We start from the raw sequence: 23,262 nt of genomic DNA on the forward strand, positions 1-23,262 counted from the left end.
AATGCGTCAAAACGAGAAGAAATTCTCGTTGTACATATTAATTAAAGCTAAAATAATAAGAACGAAATGAAAACCGAAATTGAAAGGCGATGGAAGTTTCCAATGAATGAAAAAGTAGACGTATTTAAACAAGGTCAGTCGGTCACGCTAGAAGAAGTCTTAGAAAACCGTGAGTGGCGTTCTTATAAACAATCTCAGCTTGAAAAAGTCTATCCTGACGACACGGTCGTTGCGGTTAAGCTCAACATGCCTGGTGCGGTTAAAAACTCTCCTCAGATTGAACAGCTCTTTCAGGCTGGTTGGCGTGTTTTGCTATCTGATTTTGAGGACCTGCCGATTAAGAAGATTGTTCTCGATTTAAAACGCAAGACAGGTCCTGAGGGATTTATCGTATTACAGGCTGCCTTAGTGGACGTTAAGAAGGTTTCAATCACTTTTGAAGAAAGCTTCTTTTTAGGGCGACTCTTCGATTCCGATGTGATGTCGAATCAGGATTCTGCCTATCAATTGTCACGAACTGCTCTGGGATTTAACCCACGTACTTGCTTGGTTTGCGGAGATAATGCGAAAGCCTGTGCAAGGGATCAGCGCCACGATTTGAATGACTTGCATGAAGTGATTAACTCGCTTTATAACGAGTATTTCGTTGACGATGTTTTGCTTCCTGTCTTTTCAACAAAAGCCGTTGTGAAAGCAGCCTCCTTTGGCTTTTTGGCTGAAGCGGTAACCAACCCGAAGCCAGGTTTGGTTGACCCCGTTTCCGTTGGCGCTCACAATGATATGAACATCTATACTTTTGTGGATTCGACGCTGGCCTTACAAGACTACTTCAAACAGACATTTGAAGCTGGACAAACCTTTTCAGATTGCGATCTGAAAAAGCTCCTAGCTAAGATTCGTCCTTTTGGTATTGCAGCAGAAGAGTCGATGATTTTGGCTACAAATGGGATTAATACCCATAAGGGCGCTATTTTTACAGCCGGAATTCTCTTAGCCGCTTACGGTTATGCTAGTCGTGGAAAAGACTTAGTGGCACTATCTGACGTACAAGAAATTGTTTCTCAGATGGGCGCCGATTTGGTTGAAAAAGAATTGGATTCGCAGCCTGCAAAGGATACGACGACTTTAACGGCCGGTCAAAGTCAGTTCCACCAGTACAAATTGACGGGGGTTCGTGGCGAAGTGCAGAAGGGCTTACAGCCTTTGCGTCAGTTTGGATTGAAGGCTCTGCGTGAGAGTACAGGTCATGAGAATGACCGTCTGCTAGATAGCCTGATGGCATTAGCCGGTGGAATTGAGGATTCGACCCTTATTAAACGGGCTAAGACGCCTGAAATCACGAAAGAAATGGTGGAATACGTTGAAACCTTCCAAAAGATGGGGGGCGCTTCAACTGTAGCAGGAAAAGCCTTTCTTTCAGAACTAGATGACATCTTTATTGCTCGCCATCTTTCAATTGGCGGTGCTGCAGATTACTTGATTTTAACGGCACTTGTTGGTCGTCTAAACGGTTTGATTTAAAGGGGAGTAAAAATGGCATTTTTTAAGACAAGTGATGGCGTTTCCATCAGTTATGAAGACCACGGGGGAGAAGGGCAGGTCGTTGTGCTGCTTTCTGGATTTTCCGGGATTCAAGAGGAGTGGCAGGAATACATTCCTTTCTTACAAGAGAAGGGCTTTCGACCAGTCACTATGGATTGGCGTGCACATGGGCAGTCAGAACGGACACCAAAGAATTTGCGGATTGGCCGTTTAGCTGCAGATCTGCACGAACTCTTTTTGCTACTGCACTTGACCAACATTGTTTTGGTTGGTCATTCAATGGGGGGGGCAGCATCATGGGCTTATTTGTCCCTATTCGGTGAAAGTCGAATTGATAAGGTGGTGATTATTGATGAATCACCAAAGTTGGTCAATGATGAGACTTGGTCATCTGGAATTGTTGGGATGAACTGGAACACGTATCCTGTGATGATTGCAACATTCTTGCAACAAAGACTGACGGTTTCACCCATCAATCAAAGTTTAAAAGATAACTTGCAGGTTCAAAAAGTTAAGAACCCGTTTAATTTCGACCTTGCTTTGCCCCTGTTAAAGAACCATGTTTTAGAGGATTGGCGAGGAAATGTTTACGATATGACGAGGCCTTTTCTCTTCGTTGCAGGAGAAGAGTCACCCTTATGGAAGTCTGAGTATTACAATGATTTCAAGGGGATGATGGGGGAGAACGACCAATTAGTTGTAATTCCTAAAACGGGTCATTTACCCCATTTGGAAAAGCCTGAGCAATTTAAGGAAATTTTAGCAAAATTCATAATGTAATTTGTCACAAAGAGTGTTATATTGTAATTGTGATTAATATGGACAATTAATAGATAAAGGGGAATTTTAATCATGAGTGAACAAAGTTCGAACCAGGAAGGTTTCTGGTCGAAAATTGAAAATAAAGTTCAAATTGATGGAATTGGTGGAATCGCCTTTTTGATCATGCTGGCTTTGCTATTGGGTATCATCCAATTGGGTGCTTTGCCTAAGAACATGGGTGGGGCGTTGTTCGTCCTTGTTTCAATCGGTGGTATCTTGTACTACCTAGGAAACAACTTGCCTATCTTTAAGTCATACCTTGGTGGTGGATCTGTCTTTACAACCATTGGTGGTGCAATTTTGTCTGGAACAGGTCTTGTTCCTCACTCAACCATTTCAACGATTAAAGCTTTTATCTCAACATCTAACTTCTTGGAATTCTATATTGTTTCCTTGATTATTTCGGCCATCTTTAAGATGGACCGTAAGATGGTCTTGAAAGCCGCCGTACGTTTCTTGCCAGTTGCCTTCTTGACGTTGATCATTACGTTCTTCGTTGTTGGTATCGTTGGTATGATTCTTGGACTTGGATTCGAACACACGTCTCTATACATTACCTTCCCAATGATGGCTGGTGGTGTTGGAGCCGGAATCGTTCCATTGTCTTCAATCTACGCCTCAGCAATGCATGCAAACGCTGGAGACATCTTGTCTCAATTGTTCCCAGCCCTTGTTTTGTCAAACCTTTTGGCAATCATCTCTGCTGGTTTGTTGGTTGAAAACACTAAGAACTCAAAGATGAACGGTCAAGGTGAATTGATGAAGGAATCTGCCGGCGAACATGCTGAAGGTGTTAAGGTTCCTGCAATGAATGCTCAACAGCTATTGGTTGGTATGATGACATCACTTTCTTTCTACATGATTGGTATCATGTTGAACAAGTTGGTTCCATCAATCAACGCCTTTGCTTTCTTGATCTTGTTGGCTATCGCTATCAAGGCCTTGGGAATTGTTCCTGAATACTACGAGCAATCAGCCGTTATGTTTGGACAAATGATTGTTAAGACGATGACACACGCATTGCTTGCCGGTGTTGGTCTTGCCTTGTTGAACTTGAACAACTTGCTTTCAGCCTTCTCATGGCAGTTGGCCGTCTGTGTTGTTGTCTCAGTCTTCACGGTTACTGTTGTTGCCGGATTCTTGGGTAAGCTCTTCGGATTCTACCCAGTTGAATCAGCAATTACTGCCGGACTTGCTAACAACTCAATGGGTGGAACGGGTAACGTTGCTGTTTTGTCAGCCGCTAACCGTATGAACTTGATTGCCTTTGCTCAGATGGGTAATCGAATCGGTGGTGCCCTTGTTTTGGTTATCGCTGGTTTCTTGGTCACAATCTGGGGCTAAAAACTAAATTTTAAAAAAACTTAATTGTCTATTCAATAAAAGGCGCCCCTAGGGGCGCCTTTTATTTTCATTTAATAATCAAACAGTTTTTTTGAATTGTTGCTTAAAAAAAATTAATCATGATGTTATACTGCTTTTTGTAATTATTTCAAAAATTCACAAATAGGAGTGTACTATGTCAGACGAACAGTCTTCAGCACAGAATGCTGGCTTGTTTTCAACAATTGAAAACAAGTTGAAAATTGCTGGCATCGGCGGAGTAGCTTTTACCATTATGTTGCTTTTGCTTGTTGCCGTTCTTGGAATGAACGTTTTGCCTAAGAACATGGGTGGTGCTTTATTTGCTTTGGTTATTCTTGGTGGAATCTTCTTCTACCTTGGAAATAACTTGCCAATCTTTAAGTCCTACTTGGGTGGGGGATCTGCTTTTGCTTTGGTAGCTGGTGCTATCATGGCTGAAACAGGTGTCGTACCTCAAGCGGCCATCAAGAACATTTCAACATTTATTTCTTCCAACAACTTCTTGGAATTTTATATTGTGTCCTTGATTACGTCGGCTATCTTTAAGATGGACCGTAAGTTGCTCTTGAAGGCTGCTGTTCGATTCTTGCCAGTTGCCTTTGGTGCCATGATTATCACTTTCTTCGTTGTTGGTGCTGTTGGTGCGGTTCTTGGCCTTGGCTTTGGACACACATCACTTTACATTACCTTCCCAATGATGGCTGGTGGTGTTGGTGCCGGAATCGTGCCATTGTCATCAATCTATGGATCTGCTTTGCATGTTTCATCAGGTTCCATTTTGACACAACTTTTCCCATCTGTTGTTTTGGCGAACTTGTTGGCCATTATCGGTTCATCACTTTTGGTAAAGTTCACTGATAAGTCAAAGATGAACGGACACGGTTCATTGTTGAAGACGACTGACGGTGTTGTAAACAATGCTGCCAAGATGCCTGAAATGAACTCACCACAATTGTTGGTTGGTATGATGGTTGCTTTGTCCTTCTACATGGTTGGAACAATCTTGAACCACTTTGTACCAGCAGTTAACCCATTTGCCTTCTTGATCTTGATGGTTATCGCCGTTAAGGCAACGGGTTGGGTACCAAAGTACTACGAAGACTCAGCCGTTATGTTTGGTAACATGATTACTGCGACAATGACACAAGCCTTGTTGGCCGGTATCGGTCTTGCCATGTTGAACCTTTCTGGTTTGATTGCTGCCTTCTCATGGCAGCTGGCAATCTGTGTCATCGTGTCCGTTGCAACGATGGCCGTATCAGCTGGATTCTTGGGTAAGCTCTTCGGACTTTACCCAGTTGAATCAGCCATTGCTGGTGGAATGATTAACAACTCAATGGGTGGAACTGGAAACGTTGCCGTTTTGTCAGCTTCTAACCGTATGAGCTTGATTGCCTTTGCCCAAATGGGTAACCGTATTGGTGGTGCAATCATCCTTGTTTTGGGTGGCCTTTTGATTACAATCTTGTAAAAGTCATTCAATATTTAAAGATATAAATACCCCTAAAAGTTTAAAAAACTTTTGGGGGTATTTTTTTAGAAAATAGACTTTTATTTGACTTTTGTAACCGTAATTTAATAATGGCTGAAACCCTTGCTAATGCCTTTTTATAGGCGTTAAGCGGAATTGATGGGCTCTTTTTTTATTGCCTGGGTGTTACAATGAAACTGTTCTAATTAACGAGAGTTCTCGGGAGGGGGTCCTTATGGTTAACCGCTTTATTACAGATGAGAATAATTTTGACAAAGCGCTTCTAACTGATGGTGTGACATACAGTCAGGTGGAAGTAGCTGCGGACGAAAAAAATGAAAAGTTGGATAGTGAGCAACTGGCTGTTCAAGAAGAAAAGAAATCTTTGCTGACGGATGTTAGTAAGGAAAAAGAAAATTTACTGCAAATTAAAAAAGCGGTTGCCCAAGAAATTAATCAAGATCAGGGCTTAGACGGTAATCAGCGCAGTATTCAGTTAGCTCAACTACGGGGAAGTTACCGGGAACTCTTATCGAAGATTTCCGATGCTTTTTGGGCGGATAAAAACGGGAGCTTTATTCAATACGCTGAAAAGCAGTTGCGTGCACAACATCAGCCAGGCGCTAGTGTTTTGCAATGGCAGGAAGCTTCAAAGAAGGTAGCAGAAGATAGTGCGCGTCTGACCATTGAAAAGATTAATCAGGATAACACTCTGACTTCAGCAAGAAAAAGTCAGCAAATTCAAAGGGTCAATGAGGCCTTAGCCAGTGCTGAAAACTCTCTAACAAATGTCAATAATACAGGGTCAATCCTTGCAGCGGAACACAATGCTGTGACGACCATTACCATGCAGCATCAGTCCGAAAACTTGACCAAACGGTTGCAAGAGGCGCAGGTAACACTCGATAATTTGAAGCATGAGACAGATAACCAGATTTACGCTGAAACGACACTTTCGTCAGTAGAAAAACAGTCGGAATACAACCGCGTATTGACGGAATGGACAAAGTTTAACCAAGCGTTGAATGGTGAAAACGTTTCTGCCCAAAACATTGTCGATATGTTGGCTTCGGCCAAGATTAAATTAGTGGATAGCTTTGAAAAGGGGACAAGTCTGGACCAAGTCCGTAGTGAAGTATTAAGTTCACTAAAGAAGGTTTACGATCAAGTTTTCTCTAAAATCCAATCGGATATCAATTTAACCGATGCGGAAAAGCATTTAATGACCATTAAGTTATCCCAAGCATTGGCTAGTGCCAAAAACGATCTGATGGCTATGGCCAACATTCAGGATATGATGACGGTTAAGAGCCCGGCTGTAAAGGCGATGAAAGCCGCCTATCGTTCCGCTGAAAAGTCACGTTACGATCGCCAAGAGGATGCGCAAGCTGAATTAACAAGTTTTTATCAAGAAACGGTTCAGGTTATTCAAAACGATCAGACTTTGGATAAGGAGCAAAAAGAGCGTGAGGGTGAAAAACTTGCTAGCCTGTATGGTCAACTCTTAAAAGAAGTGACAAATCAGGATGCCGAATCACAAACTGTTATTAACGTAATGACAAAGGCCCGTGAACAGGTAGCGGATGGCCATATTGCTGGGCTCTCAGTTAACATGCAAAAGGCAGCGGCCAATAAGTCACTGGCTGATGCAGTACAGGATGTAAAAAATCTTGTCCAACGGGATAAAACCTTACTAACTGTCGAAAAAAATTATATGCAGGCCATGGCTTTTGCTGCTCAAACCGCAGCGGAACAGGATGTTGCCTATGCCACTAATGCTGATGAAATCGAAATTGCTAACCAGAACGGTCTGGCTGCGATTAAGGAAAGCTATGGGCGTCCCGCAAAGCCAGCGACAGAGCGTAAGTCTGAAGCGGTCGACAAGTTAAAAAAGCGTTATGAAAAAGACAGCCAAGCCATCGCTTCGGATGTCTTACTAACAAGTAAGGAGCGGGCAGAACAGCTTAACCAATTAAAGCGGGATTATCAAGCTGGAAAAACAGCCATTAAGAACGCTGCTTTTGATGTACAAAAAATTACCGATGCATTAAACCATTCCTTGGCTGACATGCGCACAGTTCACCAGACAGCTGAAGGGCTGATGGACCAAATCCGTGATGCTAAAAATAAGCTGAAGGTGCAGGCAGTTAAGGAAGAGACAGCCATTGTTCAAGACATCAATTTAACGGAAGCAGAAGTGGAAGCAATGCTGTCCAAGTTAGATAGTAATTTGGACATGGCTTTGCAGGAACTGTCCGTTAAACCAAATGCGGATGCCATCGAAGAAGGATTGCTTGATGGAAAAGCACTCCTTTCAGCGGCTAAAAATAAGCCGTCGTTATCATTAGAAAAGCGGCGAGTAAATGCAGAGCGGTCTTTGGCCATCGCTCTTGAGAACTGCCATTCGAAAATTAATTCAGACTCGACTTTATTAAGTGCTACAAAGCGTCAACAGCTAGAGCAGGTTCAAGCTGTTTATGACCAAGCAATGACGGAAATAGGTCGTCAGAATGTTACCAGCCAAGATGTTCTTCAGATAGAGCGTAGAACAGAACAGGAAATTCAAAATTGCTACCGAACAGGCCACTCCCTGGAAGAATGGCGTCTGCTTACCAGCCAAACTTTGGAGGCAGCTGGAAATAGTATCCAGCATTCAATCCAAGGGCAGGACAATGTAGCAGATAGTAAGAAAAAACTTGCTTTAGAAAAGCTCGGCCTACAACTTGAAAAGTCAAAAACAGCGATTGGGCAAGAAGAGAACGCAGAAAACATTCAGCAGTCTTACCAGGCCGGGATGTCTGCTATTTTGAAGTACTCACCTGACCACCGTTTACTTAATTTTGGAAAGAAGAGAGAACAAGCTGAACTACCTGAATTGACTTTTACAGGCGTTGAAGACCCAGTGTATAACTTACAACGGGATGCTATGCAAAAGCTCTTTGTAAAAGTGGAGAGTTTCCGTGAAAAGGAGAACGCTGTTGGTAAAAGTGCGTTAGACAACTTTTATCAGGAGGTCGCCGAACGACTACAGGACTGTCAGAATCGAGCAGCAGTTGAGGCAGCTTTTAGTGAACAATTAGCTACTTTAAATAACTTAATGGCTGCTAAGTCGTCGGCCAAACGACAGTTGAAGCAAAGCATGACGACAGCTCTTCAACTGATTGACCAGCAGAAGCAGTTGACTGAAATTGAGAAGGTTAATCGTCAGAACGCCTTAAAGGAAAGTTTGCGTGCTGCCCTTTCTGCAGTTGATTTGGAAGAGTCAGCAAAGAATATGGCAGACTATATGAACGAGTCTGTAGGCAAGCAGATGGATGGGCCTTTCAATCAGCTAGCAAAGGGCGTTCAAACAAACACTGATTTTGCTGATTTTAAAACATTAGATCAACAAAAAGAGGAGGCGGTGAACCGTCTACAAAAGAGTAGTGAACAGTTCCTTCTCGATAACGATCGTATTGAGCAGGATGCACAGAAGAACTTATTAGAGCAAACTTGCCAAGCCATTCGTAACTGTCTCAATGCCGACCAAGTTAATCAGTGCTTAACTAGCAGTTTGCACGCGTTATCCGAATTGAATAGCGAACTTGATTTAACAAGGCATCTACTTGAAAACAAGCTGCAGCGGGCTGAGAAAAACATTAATAAGAATCCTAATTTTGTTTCTGCTGAAAAAGCTAAACGAATTAAACGTGTTAAGGAAGCCTATCAAAATGCCAGTCAAACACTAGCTGAACGAGTCTCTTTGGCACACGGTGGTTCCTTTAAGTTTAGTGTGGACTTTGAAAAAGTCATTGTGTTGCAGGAAAGTAATTCTGGTCTGACACTTGCCGAACAAAAAGAAGAGGCGAAAGATGCTGTCGCCGCAGTAGCTGCACAGCAAAAGGCGGTTCTTTCTAAAGTTGAGCGAGCAACAGTCGACCAGGCAGTGATGGATAGTGAAAGCATTATTAACTTGGCAATGGATGCTGACCGTTTAGCAGAGGTTCGCCAGACGAGCCTAGCTAATTTGCGAGAACTATTACCTGCGCAGAAGTTGGCTAATCAACGAATGAAAGAGAAAGCCGAACGGGTGGTTGCTCTAATTCAAAAGCAGGAGCAGCTCAGTGCTATTGATCGAGAGAGCCGTATTGCGGATGTTCAAGCAGCCTTAGAGATGGCACTGACCAATGTTGCCAACCAAAGTCAATCTCAAAAGGTTAGCGATGATGATGCACAGTTAGATCGTGCGGTTTTGCTGAACGGTGATTTTTCTGGGCTTAGCCTATCTGAGCAAATTGCAGAGGCTAAAAAACAGATTCAGCGCATCAGTCAAGAAGAAATGCACGGGCTATCAGAAACACAGCGCTTAGCCATGGATAGCGCCTGTCAGCGATCACTTTTGCTGTTGGAGAATCAGAAGACAGCGGATGACCTCGGTTTGACTTTGGTAAAGGAAATTCAAAATATTCAAGAATTAACCAGAGCCAAGCAGGAAGCCCATTGGGCACTGGACCAACAGGATTACGCAGCCGAACAGGCGGTGATTAATCGAAATGATTTGACTGCAAAAGAAAAAATTAAACGAATCATCACCGTACAGGATGCTTTGAAAAACGCCTTTGAAAACGTGGACCAGCAAATTAGTGTCGAAGCTGCTGAACAGTCAGCCCATTATTCTGCGCTAAATATGGCAATTTTTAAGGCTAAGCAGGCCAACTCCATTTCGCTTGACCTACAGAAGGCGGCACGTGAAGCGGCCATTCGTCAAATGCGTGATTTGCAGCAGTCCTTACTGGTAAAAAAGCAGGGATTGCCACATAAGGCAGAGGAAAGTCAGGAACGGGCACTGGAGAACGCTGCGGCAAGGGCGATTGTTAATATCGAACGAGCCACAGATGCCGATGCGACTTATTCTGCTTTCCGAATTGGTTATTTGAATTTAAGTCAATTACTTCAAAAGAAAATGGCTTGTCGCGCACAAATGTTTGCCCAGTCCAACCAGGCTGTTCACCGGATTCAAACAAACGATGACTTAACTGTTGCTGAAAAGATGGACAGGGAAAAACAATTGAAGAAGGTGCTTAGGGAAACATTAGCGTTTGTTGATGAGGCGGAAAGTGATTATCAAATTACAAACGTTTTGCAGAACCCAAGCTTTAAGATGGGCTTGGATAAGGCGACGGACTTCACTGGTATTGCCAGGGTGTTTGATCGTAAGAAAAAAGCCATTGGTAAGTTAAACAATCTCTTGCTTGCTGCTGCCGAGCGGGTCCGCCAGTTCCCAGTAAATGATGGCGAAGGGGTACCTGTAGCTGATAGTCTGACGACGGATGAAAAGTCTGAAATCCAGCTCTCTCTTGAGAAAGTGTTAAGACATTCGGAGACTGAGCTCGAGCAAGCTGAATCGGCATCCGAGGTGGATGACCTTTTGGATGGAGGAAAAAAGTGCCTGGATTTGCTTTTTGACGATATGCTACAGGCTCGTTTGACCCTTATAAACACGGCTAAGCAAGCAATTCAAGATTTGGCCAATGTTCCTGAATTGAATGATGTCGAGCGGGAAAAACGTACGGATAAAATTCAAGAAGTCTTGCGATCTGCCCTAGAGCGTGTGTTGCGACAACAGGATTTGGTAACAGTTAAACAATCCGCTCATCAATTACCTTTGATTCAAGAAATAATGGACAGTCAGCAGTCTGAGGATCAAAGCTTAGTCGATGTTCGTAAGACAGCAGCGCGTTACCTACAAAAACAGTTTGAAGAATATATTCAAGAGAATCTTTTGGAATCCAAGCAGGAAAAGGTCCTTGTAGAGGCAGAAAAGCAAGCAATGGAACAGTTGCTGAACGCTTCTGAAAATGAGCTGTACCATCGAAAGGGACGAAAAGAAGTTGCTCAGTATTGTGAGGAAGTTTTGGCGGATATTGTCGCTTTTCAGCAGGCCAAAAATGATAGTCTGAACTTGATTTTCCGTGACAACCAGCTGGCAAAAGAACGAATTAAGCACAGTGTCGATTTGGTCGAAGCCGAGAAGGAAAATCGGATGGAACAGATTGCCTTGGCCAAGAAAGAGAGTTTGGCTAAGATTGGTCAGTTTGCTAGCTTTGATTTGCAAGGGCTTGAAGACTTAACTGGCCATTACCGGGATTTGGTTCAAGAGGCCTTGGACTTCAGCTCAGTTCAGCCCCTAGAGAAGCAACAAACCATTCTTGAAGAGATGGCGCAGGAGACTTTCCGAAAAGAACGTGACGATTTGAAGCAAATAGATCTCGCCAAGCAGGTGAAGAACGTTATTTCAGAGAATCTAGCAGTTCTTGAAAAAGATTGGCTGGCAGAAATCAAGGCAGGTCGCGATGCTAATCAATTAGTAGTTATCCATTCGGACTTACAAGAAGTAGTACCGGGTATTGTGAAGGCCATGCTATCTGCTAAGCAGTTACTTAGGAACAAGGCTCAAGAAGCTGATCAGCAAATCGAGTCCAACCAGACTTTTACTTCTCAAGAAAAGTCAAAGCGCTTGGAGATGGTTCAAAAGGCCGAAGGCCATGTGGAAGCAGCCCTTTATCAAGGAAAGACACGTTCAACCGTTTTGCTTTTGGCAGAATCGGAGGCATTTCAATTAGTTGTTAAGAACGCCCAGTCTGTTATGGATAGCCAGCCTTTGAATGAGCGAAAGAAGGCGGGCTGTGCTCAGATTGATGCTGCTGTTCAAAAGTCCCAGGAGTTTGTCGAACAATCAACGGATTATTCTTCCACTCAAAAGCAGACCCAGCAATCGGCTTTGGATTTGATTGGGCAATCTGCCAAGGACCGGGTGAATGCTGACGAAGATTCAGCAAGTATGGTTCAAAGTATCAAGACTGCGGTCGACCAAATTAATCAGTTGTCACAAATTAAGCAGCATCTTTATCACTACTTGCGTAAGGAAGCTGTTGTGGAAAAGGATCAGATTTGGACTGACCGACAGTTAACTGTACAGGATAAGAAAATGCGTATGGCAGCAATTGATGCAAGCCTTAACCAGCAATTACGTAAGATTGATAGTCAACAAAGCGTTCGAGAATTAAAAGCCTTGGGTGAGTAGTTCTTGAATTAAATTGGAGCAGAGAAAGTGATTTCTCTGCTTTTTTTGTGGCCTGGTTCGCGACTGTATATGTGAGCACTTACTATCTTAGGGCAGACAAAGAATGAATTTTTTTGTATAATAACAAAGGTAAAAATCCACAAATTAAAGGATATGTCATGCTAAAAAAGCAATATAAAAAATGGTCAGGGCTCTTATTTGTTCTGGCACTAGTATTGGGGATGGTGATTTCTCCAATCGCGGCGATGAAGGCTTCGGCTGCCGATACTGATCCGACTTTGGAAAAAATTCAAAAGAAGGGGACGTTGGTGGTTGGTTTGTCAGCCGATTACGCACCCTACGAATTCCATACGCAAAAGAATGGTAAGGACAAAATCGTTGGGTTCGACGTTTCTTTGTCTGAAGCCATTGCCAAGAAGTTAGGCGTAAAGCTTGAAGTCAAGGACATGGGATTTGATGCGCTGCTTGGTGCTTTGAAGACTGGAAAAATCGACATGGTTGTTTCAGGGTTCTCAGCAACACCAGAGCGTAAGAGCCAGGTGGACTTTTCAAAGGTCTACTTGAAGGCACCACAAACCATGTTGGTCTTGAAGAAGAACGTCTCAAAGTACAAGACTTTGGCGGACTTCTCTGGTCAAAAGGTTGGAGCGCAAACGCAAACCATTCAAGAAGAACAGGCGAAGAGCATCGAAGGTGCTTCCGTGGTTTCTTTGCAAAAGTATCCTAACTTGATTTCACAGTTGACGCAGGGGATGATTGCTGGTGTTGTGGCGGAAAAGACGATTTCAGAAGCCTATGTGCAGCAGAATAAGAACTTGGCCGTTGTGAACCCAGGCTTCTCAGCTGACGCGACTGGTGCTTCTGCTGTTGCCGTTCCTAAGAACTCACCTGCATTGGTGGCTAAGGTCAACAGCGTTATTGACAAGGTGACAACAGACGGAACCTTTGATAGTTGGAAGAAGCAAGCTAATAAAGAGATGTTTGCTGGTGAAAACAAGTCTTACTGGGACAAGTACGGTCACTACTTCCTTTCTGGAACCGGGATTACTCTGGCCTTGGCGGTTGTTGCTGTTTTGATTGGAACGACTTTGGGGACGCTCTTTGCTTTGTTGAAGTTGTCATCAAATTTCCTTTTGAAGGCGATTGGAAACATTTATGTTGAGTACATCCGTGGAACGCCATTGTTGGTTCAGGCCTTTATGGTCTTCTTCGGAGCTCAGATACTTGGGTTGAATCTTTCTGCCTTTGCTTCTGGGGCTTTGGCAATGGGATTGAATTCAGCGGCCTACGTTGCTGAAATTATCCGTTCTGGTATTGCATCCGTTAATGAAGGCCAGATGGAAGCCGCTCGCTCACTTGGTTTGACCAAGAATAAGGCGATGCGTCTGGTTATTTTGCCACAAGCCGTGCGGACAATTTTGCCTGCCCTTGGAAATGAATTTGTTTCAGTGATCAAGGAAGGTTCTGTTATCTCCGTTATCGGTGTTGGAGAATTGATGTTTGAAACATCCGTTGTCCAGGGTGCTTCCTTTGAACCATTTGTTCCATTGATGATTACATCAATGATTTACTTCGTTTTGACTTTCTCAATTTCACGTATGTTAGGTGTTGTTGAAAAGCGAATGAACCGTTAATAATTATATAAATAAAAAGGCTTCGAACCCAGGTGGTTCGAGGCCTTTTTTGTCTAGTAAAAAAGCCGCCCTAGAAAGGGCAGCTTTTGGAATAATTAGTCTTCGAATGTGACGCGAACGCCTTCAGGAATAGCAAAATCCTTTTGTACAAGTGACAATTCGCCGGTTTCGGCATCACGTGCAAATACGGAAACGTTGTCCGTGTTTTGGTTAGCAACAATCAAGTGCTTTTCTTCAGGATCAAAGTTCATGTCACGTGGGAATGAACCTTCGACTGAAATATTTTGGATGAGCTCAATTTCGGCCCCGAGGTTTGAAACCTTAAAGACTGCTACTGAATCATGTCCACGGTTTGATGTGTAGATGAAGCGACCGTCTGATGAAACACGAATGGCAGCAGCACCGTTATGCTCTTCCCAATCCGTTGGAATGGTTGAGGCCGTCATCAAGTGGTCAAATGACCCATCTTCTTTGTTGTACTTCAACACGGAAAGAAGTGATGATAGTTCCCCAAGAAGGTAGGCGTATTCGCCATCCTTTGAGAAACGGATGTGACGTGGGCCAAAGCCTGTAATGGTTTCAAAACGAGCAATTTCAGTTAGCTTACCGTCAACGGCAACGTCAAAAGTGATGACTTCATCGGTTCCAAGGTCAACGGCTACCAAACGCTTGTCCGGTGTCAGGTTGGCGAAGTGAACGTGGGATGAACCCTGTTCTGGACGAGGACCTGAACCAGCGTTTTGCCAAGTGTCCTTCAATTCCAAAGTGCCATCTTTTTGAATCTTGTATGATTCAACGGTTCCACGGTGGTAGTAGCCGGCAAAAACTAGTTGACGGTCTTCATCAACACCGATGTAAGCAGGTGTTGAACCTTCTGACATGTTGGCGCCAATTTCTTTCATTGGGCGTTGGTTATTGTCAGCAACAGCTAAACCACCTTGGTCGCCGCGCTTGTCAACGACATATGCCTTATTTGCCTTTGAAAGGGCAAGGTAAGTTGGGTTCGTTGCGGGAAAGACCAATTGTGCATCGCTCAATTGACCTGTTTCTTCGTCAAAAGCTGCCTCATAGACACCCTTTGATGTTTTCTTTGTATAGGTTCCAAAAAGTACGTGGTGAACAGTCATGTTCAGAAAGACTCCTTTGCTATTTCTTGTATCTTTACTATTATAACATGGAAAAGTCGAGCCCACCTGTGGCTAGCTCTTATCCTGTGCTAGAATAGAGTGAATTCATTACATGTAAAAAGGATAAAAAATGACTAATCATATCGTATTATTTGAACCAGTGATGCCCGCTAACACTGGAAATATCGCACGAACAGCTGCTGGGACAAACGCTGTTTTGCATTTGATTGAGCCACTTGGTTTTGATATTTCTGATAAGGCCGTCAAGCGTGCCGGCTTGGATTACTGGGATCACGTGAACTTGGAAACCCACCCATCCTTGCCAGATTTCTTGGAAACGTTGGGTGACAACGATCATCTCTACTTAGTTTCAAAGTTTGCCAATCAAGATTATACGGATCCGGACTATAGTGAAAAAGCCGGGGCGGGGGATAACTACTTCCTCTTTGGAAAGGAAACGACCGGTTTGCCTGAAGTCTTCATGCGTCAGAACCCAGAGAAGGCTATCCGCATCCCCCAAAACGACAAGAATATCCGTTCCTTGAATTTGTCTAACACGGTAGCCATCGTCTTATTTGAGGCTTTGCGTCAGCAGGACTTTGCCCAGTTAGATAAGATTCATACCTACGAACAAGATAAGTTGAAATAAAACGAAAAAAATTCTAAAAAAGGGTTGCGTGAGTAAAATATCCTTGCTATACTAACATAGTTGTTTGATAGCGATATCAAGTAACAACTGACCATGGCCCGTTGGTCAAGTGGCTAAGACGCTGCCCTTTCACGGCGGAATCGAGAGTTCGATTCTCTCACGGGCTACTAAAAAGTCGCAAGCATTTGCTTGCGGCTTTTTTGTTTGCATTTTTAGGCCTTTCAGCGGGTAAGTGTACTATATCAAACATTGTTCTTTTTAATACTTTCAAACGTTTTTAGAATAAATCACTGCAAAATCACTGTAAAAAATAAGGGGCTTAGTGTCTCTTTTTTTTGTTCGTAAAATTAAATGGGATGTTATACAAAAGTCTGTTGAATCGTCTTTGGCAGTACAGTTATACTGACAGCAAGAAATAAAGGAAAATGATGGAGTTGTAATCGTCTGAAAAGTGAAAGCTTTTTGGAGGTTGTTGATGAACACTGATAAAATTGCTGGGGCCTTAATTTATTCCCATGATACAGCGACTCAGTTTGAAGAATTTAAAGAATTATTTGTTCGGTCAGGCATCAGCGTTGGTTCCAAGCTCAACGATTTAAGCATTGAGCAGCGGGGTCCTTTACGAATGCTCGTTGTCAATGGCGAGAAAGAGGTTGAATACTTTTTACTTCGCGTGATGCCTTTAGAGTATTTTTCAGTGGCTACGATGAAGCATTTAAATGAGGTGGCGGAGACAATTTTGAAGAGTGAGAGTCTCTATGGCTTGAAAGATTTAGCAGGATTGGAACAAATTCTAGCATTGACGAATCAATACACGTTTGGACGGGAATATCACCCGAGCGTTATCGATAAGTCTGCCTATTTATGGACAGCTCTGGCAACGAAACAGCTTTTCCATAATGGAAATAAGCGAACTGCCTTGTTGACCGGGATGCTTTTGTTAGAAAGAAACTTTATTACGTTGAAATATCGAGATGTGCAGCAGCTCTATGATCTATCTGTTGCTTTAGCTAAACGAGAAGTGAGTGAATTTGATTTAAGGAATTTCATCAAGGAAAATACACAGCTGAATCTAGAGAGTATGAGATTTTACAGCAAGTTCTATGGGTTAGTTAGGAGCTAAAAATGATTAAAAATTGTGAGAGTGCTGGAAAGAATTTAGATGAAATAATTGTGAATACAGCTGTTGATTATCAGAGCGTGGAATTCCAAAGGATTCGACAGAATGCCAATCAAAAAATTAGTAATCGATTATTCGCAAATAAGGACATCCAAATGGTACTAAGAATGCTGGCCGATACCTGAGAAAGGGAAGTAGAAAAGGCTTTTTCTAGCTATAAATATGTAGAGCCATCTTTTTGCTTGTGCTAAGATAGGAAGCGTAAGTAATTTGACTTTACGGGTACTTTAACTCGTATTAAAAGAGGAGTTTTCCATGGCAAAGCGGGCTAGAAAAAATAGTCGAAGTGGTAAACAATCAAATAGTAAGATGACTCGTTCTGGTGCAGCCAGTCAGGTCATTACCTTATTGGCAGTGATTATTCTGTCCATTTTTGCGATTTTCCAAATAGGTCTTTTTGGTGTGTACTTAGCCGATATGGTTCGTTTCCTAATTGGAAATCTCTACCAGGTAACCCTCGCCGTTTTGATTGTGTACTTGGGCTACTACCTGATTATGGATAAGTTCTTCTCATTGCCGGGGCGTATTTACGCCGGAACGGGGATGTTCTATTTGGGCGCGCTTCTACTATCTGCCTTACTTTTTAACACAGAAGCGGACTTACCTGACGGCTCACCAATTTCTCAGGTAACACGGATTATTGCGCAGGAGTTTACCAATCAATCTGCCCATACACCAGTTGGTTCTGGAATCATCGGTGGGGCACTTTATCAGGTGACTTCGGCTTTTCTATCCAATGTGGGAACGGTTATCATTATTGCGGTTCTTTTCATCGCTGGATTGATTGTGACTTTTAAGTTACCAGCCAAGGATATGGCTCAAAAGTCCGTTAAGAAAGCCCAGGAAAAAGCGGTTGAAATGAAGGAAAAGCAGGAGCAGCGTCGCGACCAGCGGGCGCTGTTGATGAAGAAGGAACGACAGGACCTGACTGATTTCGGCAATGACCCCTTTGGTTCTTCAAAAACCGAGCCAACAGGACAGGATGATGATCCTTTTGCACCTGCCTCGAAACAGCAAGAAAACAGCTCGAATCAAGATGAACCTGTCGCAGAGCCAAAGATTAACTGGCAACAACCAACGCCTGCTTCGCATGAGGAAGAGCCCATCATCGATGGCACAAAGGGTGTTGAGCACGTGCTACCTGACACAACAGCGGCATCTGCTAAAGAAGCGGATAAAGACAGTGACTTCAACATGGAGCAGGGCGAAGTGGCCGATGACGACTACCAGTTGCCACAGACGTCTTTGCTAACAAAGACGAAGGCAACCGACCAATCAAAGGAAGCAAAGAGTTTGAACGCGAAGTCCCGTTTGGTTCATGATACCTTGCAATCCTTTGGGGTGGAAGCTACCGTTTCCTCCGTTTCACTTGGCCCAACGGTTACACAGTATGAGTTGAAGCCAGGGCAGGGAGTGAAGGTTAACCGAATTGCCAACTTGGCGGATGATTTGGCCTTGGCTTTGGCGGCTAAGTCCATTCGTATTGAAGCGCCAATTCCTGGTAAACCCTACGTTGGAATTGAAGTGCCCAATGATACGCAGGCGGTGGTTGGTTTCCGTGACATGATTGAACAATCGGACACGGTTCACCAAGACCTGTTAACTGTTCCATTGGGACGTGATGTTTCTGGTAACATCGTTTCTGTTGATTTGGCAGCGATGCCCCACCTGTTGATTGCAGGTTCCACTGGTTCTGGTAAGTCCGTTGGATTGAACGGCATTATCGTTTCTTTGCTTTTGAAGGCCAAGCCTTCTGAAGTGAAGCTGATGATGGTCGATCCGAAGGTCGTTGAGCTTTCCATTTATAATGGCATTCCACACTTGCTAACGCCAGTGGTTTCGGACCCTCGAAAGGCTGCTAAGTCATTAAATAAGTTAGTTGACGAGATGGAAAACCGCTATGATTTGCTGGCTCAGTTCGGTAAGCGAAACATTGGTGAGTACAATGCCGCTGTCGAAGAAAATAACGCCCATGCCAAGGAAACGGGTAACGCGCTAATGACGAAGCTGCCATACATTGTGGCGATTGTTGATGAGTTTGCGGATTTGATGGCGACGGTTGGTTCAGAAATCGAAGTGTCCATTGCCCGTTTGGGTGCCAAGGCTCGTGCCGCTGGTATCCACATGATTTTGGCAACGCAGCGTCCTGACGTCAAAGTCATTAACGGAACAATTAAGTCCAATATTCCTGGACGAATTGCCTTTCGTACCGCTTCGGGAATTGATTCCCGTACGATTTTGGATACGAACGGTGCTGAAAAGCTGCTAGGTCGTGGTGATATGATCTTTGCCCCACCCGGTAAGCCACATAAGCGTCTGCAAGGGGCTTACATTTCCAATGCCGATGTCACGGCTATCGTTGACTTTGTTAAGGATGAGCAGACAGCGTCATACGACGATAAGATGACGGTTACGGACGAAGAAATTGCCCAGGATGACGCGGGCGTTTCTGGTCAATCTGACGATGAACTTTTTGATGAAGCACTTGAGTTTGTGATTGACCAGCAGAAGGCATCAACTTCCCTGCTGCAGCGTCGTTTCCGAATTGGCTATAACCGTGCCGCCCGTTTGATTGATGATTTGGAGAACGCGGGGTACATTGGGCCGGCTGACGGAGCACGTCCTCGTCAGGTCAATGTAGCGAAAAAAAGTGAATAATAAACAAAAGAGTCGACTATGTATAGTCGGCTCTTTTTTTAATAGACAGATTCCTTGAAAATGCCTGAGCATCTAGACCAAGCGGCTTTGCCGGCCTTCTTAACCATGCTATATTGTCACCGAAAGGGGGCTTTATGATGATTCAGAATAAACATCAACTTGGGATTCTGCCATGGCAACAGTATAACTGGCTTCGAAATGTTCTTTCTCGCTTTACCGCCCTTGGTTGGAATCCCTTCCTTTGGTAGAAAGACCTTTTCTTTAAAAAATTTTTTAGGAAAAGGAGAAAGCGATGAATAAAATAATCAAACGTTCAGTCTTACAGGCGGGGATAATTGCTATAGCAATGGCGGGCACGACTGTGACGGTAGCACCCGCAGCGGACGCCTATGTCTTTGACGCGGTTAAGTTTCAAAAGGGGCTGGTACCGGATACCAGGCAAGCACCTTTTTCAGCGGTGGTTTTCCTGCTGAATACGGAGACGGGGGAGTCTGGTTCCGGTGTTTTGATTGGACCTGACACAGTGCTGACAGCCGCCCATGTGGTTTTGGAAGACCGTGAGAACGCCCGGCCGGAAGATTGGCCAACGCGAATGGTGAATCCAAATAATCTCTCGGTTCGGCCGGCTTACGGTGGGGCGACCGGAGCCACTGCAGAGCGTTATCCATTTGGCCACCACTACCGGGGTGCCGCCATTTCAATTCCGCCTCAGTACTTCCGGACTGCCTTGCAGCCACAGGCACCTGGTGCTGATCCGGGGGACTACGACTTTGCCATTATCCACTTAAACCGACCGGTTCGTGATGCTGAACCGCTGGCTTTGGGAGAGCTTCGTCAGGCCGATGCCCGTCGGGAGTTAATTTCAGTTGCTAGTTTCCCAGGCGCCTTAGGTCCTGGCCACGATGGCGAACCAGAAAATAGTAACGATAATATGTACGTCGATTCCGGCCATGCGGATTCGATTTCGGATCACCAAATTATGACGACCTCTGTGAATTGGTCTCATGGTAGTTCGGGTGGACCGGTTTTGAATCAGCAAAATCAGGTCGTTGATGTTGTCAGTTCATCCAATGCGCACGGGAACTTTGCCAGTCGAATTGATGCCAACATGAACTGCTGGATTCAGGAGGCGATGGCGGATGTTAGTTTGATGCTGACGAATGAAAACGTGCGGGGGCGCTGGGTGGACTTTGGTAAGGAGAAGGTCTACTTTGATGATTCTGGGGCAGCCACGGAGGCGATGGCATTGGAACCAAGTAACTTAGGCGTGCTTGACCTGTCGATTCCAGGAACTTCTGGTAACGGCAGTAAGGGACACGATGAGCTATAGGGTTGTTTAGCCTGATTGCCCAAATTAACTGATTAGCATATTTAACAATTAAAAATAAAAAAGCAGGCGAACATTTTGTTCGTCTGCTTTTGACTTTTATTTTGCAGAAAAGATTGGCTTTAATTGCCTCTTCAATTCGCCGTCTGGGTCGTTAGCGTACTTCAGGTAGTCCGCCCAGTAGGCGTCTTCGATGAGTAGGGGCTCGGCCAACTCTTTTGGCATCTTAGAGCGGGGAATACTTCCCTTTTCATCGCGGGGACCCTTGTAGTTTTTGACAAAGTCGGCAAAGCGTTTCTCTAAAACGATGGCTTCTGGTCCGAACCAGTTATGGGGTTCGACGGATAGGAAGGACTCATCAAATTGGTAGGGAACCCAGGCTGGCTGGTCAACGGCCACACGGAGGGGATGGACCAACTTTTGTAGCTGCACCTGTCCAATGGCGATGTCAGCAATGGCTGCGGCCATCCCCGATGGTAATCCCTTTTCAGAGTTTTCCTCGGCTACTAATAGGAAAGTCCCCTGGATGTGTTGGTCGACGTTGACCTCTTGGCCAACGAGAACGCGCATTAATTCTTTTGCTGGAATATTGATTGCTTTCATGGCTACTATTCTAATCTTGAATGCCGATAAACTCAAACTTTTCGACATCGAAAAGTCCCTGGTCAGTAATCTTGAGGCTTGGAATAACCGGTAGGGCCATGAATGAGAGTGTTAAGAATGGATCGAAAGTTAAATCAGAAATTTCTGCAAAGGCAGCGTTTAAGCGATCTTGTCCTTCAATTAGTTCTTCATAGGACTTATCGGACATGAGACCACCGATTGGAAGGGGAAGGGCGGTAACCTTTCCGTTATTCACAACAACCTGGCCACCACCGATTTTCTTCAATTCGGTTACGGCAATTGCCATGTCCTTGTCGTTTTGCCCAGCAACGATGACGTTATGGGAGTCGTGGGCAATGGTGGAAGCGATGGCTCCCTGACGGAGGTTCAACCCCTTGATAATTCCTAATCCATAACCGAGGTCGTGGTAGCGTTCGATAACGGCGACTTTGGCATGGTTAATATCTGGTGTAAACTGACCGGATGCATCGACCGACACCTTCTCAATGACGTGCTTAGTTGTGATGTGGTGGGGCTCGATTTCGATGACATGGGCTGACTTATCTGCATCCAATGGTAAGGCTAAGTTCGATTCTTCAAAGCTTAAGTTAATTTGCTGACCAGGTAACCAGAGAACTGGTTGCTTTTGGTCTTCAAAGAATTCACCGCTAACCATTGTGCGGGCAACCGCAACAGCCTTCAAGTCATCTAAAATGACAAGATCAGCTTCAAAACCAGGGGCGATGGCTCCAACGTTTTGAAGGTGGTGGGCCTGAGCAGCGTTTAAGGAAGCCATGGTGTAGGCCATTTCAGGGGCGATGCCTTCTTCAATTGCCAAGGCTACGTTAAAGTTAATTGAGCCTTCGTCTTGAATATCCTTTGCGGACTTGTCGTCTGTCGCGAAGGCGAAGTGCCGTTGGTTAGCTTCTGAAACGGCAGGCAAGAGGGCCTTTTCATCACGTTCAACCGTTCCTTCACGGATGAAGACGTTCATGCCGGCTGATACGCGGTCGAGTGCTTCCTTAACAGATGTGGCTTCGTGATCGGTATCGATGCCATAGGCGCGGTAAACAGCGAGTTGGTCAGGACCCAAACCGGCACCGTGTCCGTCAACGTGCTTGCCAGCTTCCTGGGCATCCTTAATCTTTTGGAGCATGTCATCGTCGCCGTTGGCAACGGCAGGGTAGTCCATGACTTCGGCTAAACCGGCCACTTCCTTATGTTGGTAGAAGGGCTTCAAAGCTTCAGCATCCAAAGTCGCACCAGCATGTTCAAAGTTTGTGGCTGGCACGGATGAAGGCAGCATGTAGTGAATGTGTAGTGGTGTCTTCTTGGCTGAATCAATCATGTATTGAATACCCGAAACACCAGCAACCGAAGCGATTTCGTGTGGGTCGGCAAAGATGCGTGTTACCCCTTGCTTCAATGAAAGACGGCCAAATTCGGATGGAGTTAACAAGGAAGACTCGATGTGTAGGTGGGCGTCAATTAAACCAGGCACTAAATATTTGCCAGAGCAGTCGATGCTTTCCTTGGCTTCGTAGGCTGATGAGTCACCGACGAAGATGACTCGGCCCTGATCAATCCAAACAGTGTTTTCCTGAAACTCCTGTGTGAAGACGTTGAGAACTCGTCCGGAATGAAGGCGGTAATCGACTTTAATTGACATGTGACGCTCCTTTAGATAAGTAAATTTTATATAGTTTAGCATAGATTTATTTAAAATGTTCGTATTTAATAGTGCGATTTCTCATAAAGACAGAGAATTTGATAGATTAACTCAACTTTCGTTCATCCTTTTTGTCTATACCAATCGTTAAA

General features: G+C 44.3%; 14 protein-coding genes and 1 tRNA gene. 12 read left to right on the forward strand and 3 right to left on the reverse strand.

Going from position 1 to position 23,262, the window contains the following annotated elements; translation table 11 throughout:
• Positions 1–102: 102 nt before the first annotated feature.
• From citX to BMZ93_RS03325, 6 genes are all read left to right on the forward strand, one after another.
• Entirely contained in the window at positions 103–1,521 is a 1,419-nt protein-coding gene (citX, locus tag BMZ93_RS03300; RefSeq protein ID WP_159427784.1) for a citrate lyase holo-[acyl-carrier protein] synthase, read from the forward strand.
• 12 nt (positions 1,522–1,533) lie between these two features.
• Entirely contained in the window at positions 1,534–2,322 is a 789-nt protein-coding gene (locus tag BMZ93_RS03305; RefSeq protein ID WP_091502204.1) for an alpha/beta fold hydrolase, read from the forward strand.
• A gap of 72 nt (positions 2,323–2,394) precedes the next feature.
• Positions 2,395–3,708, forward strand: a complete 1,314-nt coding sequence (locus BMZ93_RS03310) for a 2-hydroxycarboxylate transporter family protein (RefSeq protein WP_091502206.1) — start codon at positions 2,395–2,397, stop codon at positions 3,706–3,708.
• Between the two features lie 175 nt (positions 3,709–3,883).
• Positions 3,884–5,200, forward strand: a complete 1,317-nt coding sequence (locus BMZ93_RS03315) for a 2-hydroxycarboxylate transporter family protein (RefSeq protein ID WP_091502208.1) — start codon at positions 3,884–3,886, stop codon at positions 5,198–5,200.
• A 235-nt stretch (positions 5,201–5,435) separates the two neighbouring features.
• On the forward strand, positions 5,436–12,263 hold the full coding sequence (locus tag BMZ93_RS03320) for a coiled-coil domain-containing protein (RefSeq protein WP_091502210.1): 6,828 nt from the start codon (positions 5,436–5,438) through the stop codon (positions 12,261–12,263).
• Between the two features lie 158 nt (positions 12,264–12,421).
• Positions 12,422–13,897: an ABC transporter substrate-binding protein/permease gene (locus BMZ93_RS03325; protein WP_091502211.1), complete on the forward strand. Its 1,476-nt coding sequence runs from the start codon at positions 12,422–12,424 to the stop codon at positions 13,895–13,897.
• A 95-nt stretch (positions 13,898–13,992) separates the two neighbouring features.
• Here BMZ93_RS03325 and BMZ93_RS03330 read toward each other — a convergent pair whose 3' ends face one another.
• Positions 13,993–15,024 carry a lactonase family protein gene (locus BMZ93_RS03330; RefSeq protein WP_091502213.1) on the reverse strand — a complete coding sequence of 344 codons (1,032 nt, stop codon included), beginning with the start codon at positions 15,022–15,024 and terminating at the stop codon, positions 13,993–13,995.
• Positions 15,025–15,154: 130 nt separating this feature from the next.
• On the opposite strand from BMZ93_RS03330, the gene BMZ93_RS03335 reads away from it, so the two are divergent.
• The 6 genes from BMZ93_RS03335 (at position 15,155) to BMZ93_RS03360 (ending at position 20,841) form a co-directional block, all read left to right on the forward strand.
• On the forward strand, positions 15,155–15,673 hold the full coding sequence (locus BMZ93_RS03335) for a tRNA (cytidine(34)-2'-O)-methyltransferase (RefSeq protein ID WP_091502215.1): 519 nt from the start codon (positions 15,155–15,157) through the stop codon (positions 15,671–15,673).
• A 95-nt stretch (positions 15,674–15,768) separates the two neighbouring features.
• Positions 15,769–15,840, forward strand: a tRNA-Glu gene (locus tag BMZ93_RS03340).
• Positions 15,841–16,148: 308 nt separating this feature from the next.
• Positions 16,149–16,796 carry a Fic family protein gene (locus BMZ93_RS03345; RefSeq protein ID WP_091502217.1) on the forward strand — a complete coding sequence of 216 codons (648 nt, stop codon included), beginning with the start codon at positions 16,149–16,151 and terminating at the stop codon, positions 16,794–16,796.
• 2 nt (positions 16,797–16,798) lie between these two features.
• Positions 16,799–16,978 carry a hypothetical protein gene (locus BMZ93_RS03350; RefSeq protein ID WP_091502219.1) on the forward strand — a complete coding sequence of 60 codons (180 nt, stop codon included), beginning with the start codon at positions 16,799–16,801 and terminating at the stop codon, positions 16,976–16,978.
• A 130-nt stretch (positions 16,979–17,108) separates the two neighbouring features.
• Positions 17,109–19,511, forward strand: coding sequence for a DNA translocase FtsK (locus tag BMZ93_RS03355; protein ID WP_091502220.1), 2,403 nt, complete (start codon positions 17,109–17,111; stop codon positions 19,509–19,511).
• A gap of 292 nt (positions 19,512–19,803) precedes the next feature.
• Complete coding sequence (locus BMZ93_RS03360; RefSeq protein WP_091502222.1) at positions 19,804–20,841, forward strand: trypsin-like serine peptidase; 1,038 nt, start codon at positions 19,804–19,806, stop codon at positions 20,839–20,841.
• Positions 20,842–20,937: 96 nt separating this feature from the next.
• Here BMZ93_RS03360 and BMZ93_RS03365 read toward each other — a convergent pair whose 3' ends face one another.
• Positions 20,938–21,441, reverse strand: a complete 504-nt coding sequence (locus BMZ93_RS03365) for a hypothetical protein (protein WP_091502225.1) — start codon at positions 21,439–21,441, stop codon at positions 20,938–20,940.
• A gap of 10 nt (positions 21,442–21,451) precedes the next feature.
• Positions 21,452–23,110 carry an adenine deaminase gene (gene ade, locus BMZ93_RS03370; protein WP_091502228.1) on the reverse strand — a complete coding sequence of 553 codons (1,659 nt, stop codon included), beginning with the start codon at positions 23,108–23,110 and terminating at the stop codon, positions 21,452–21,454.
• Between the last annotated feature and the right edge of the window lie 152 nt (positions 23,111–23,262).

It is taken from the genome of Fructobacillus durionis (genome assembly GCF_900112405.1).
Classification (GTDB): Bacteria; Bacillota; Bacilli; order Lactobacillales; family Lactobacillaceae; genus Fructobacillus; species Fructobacillus durionis.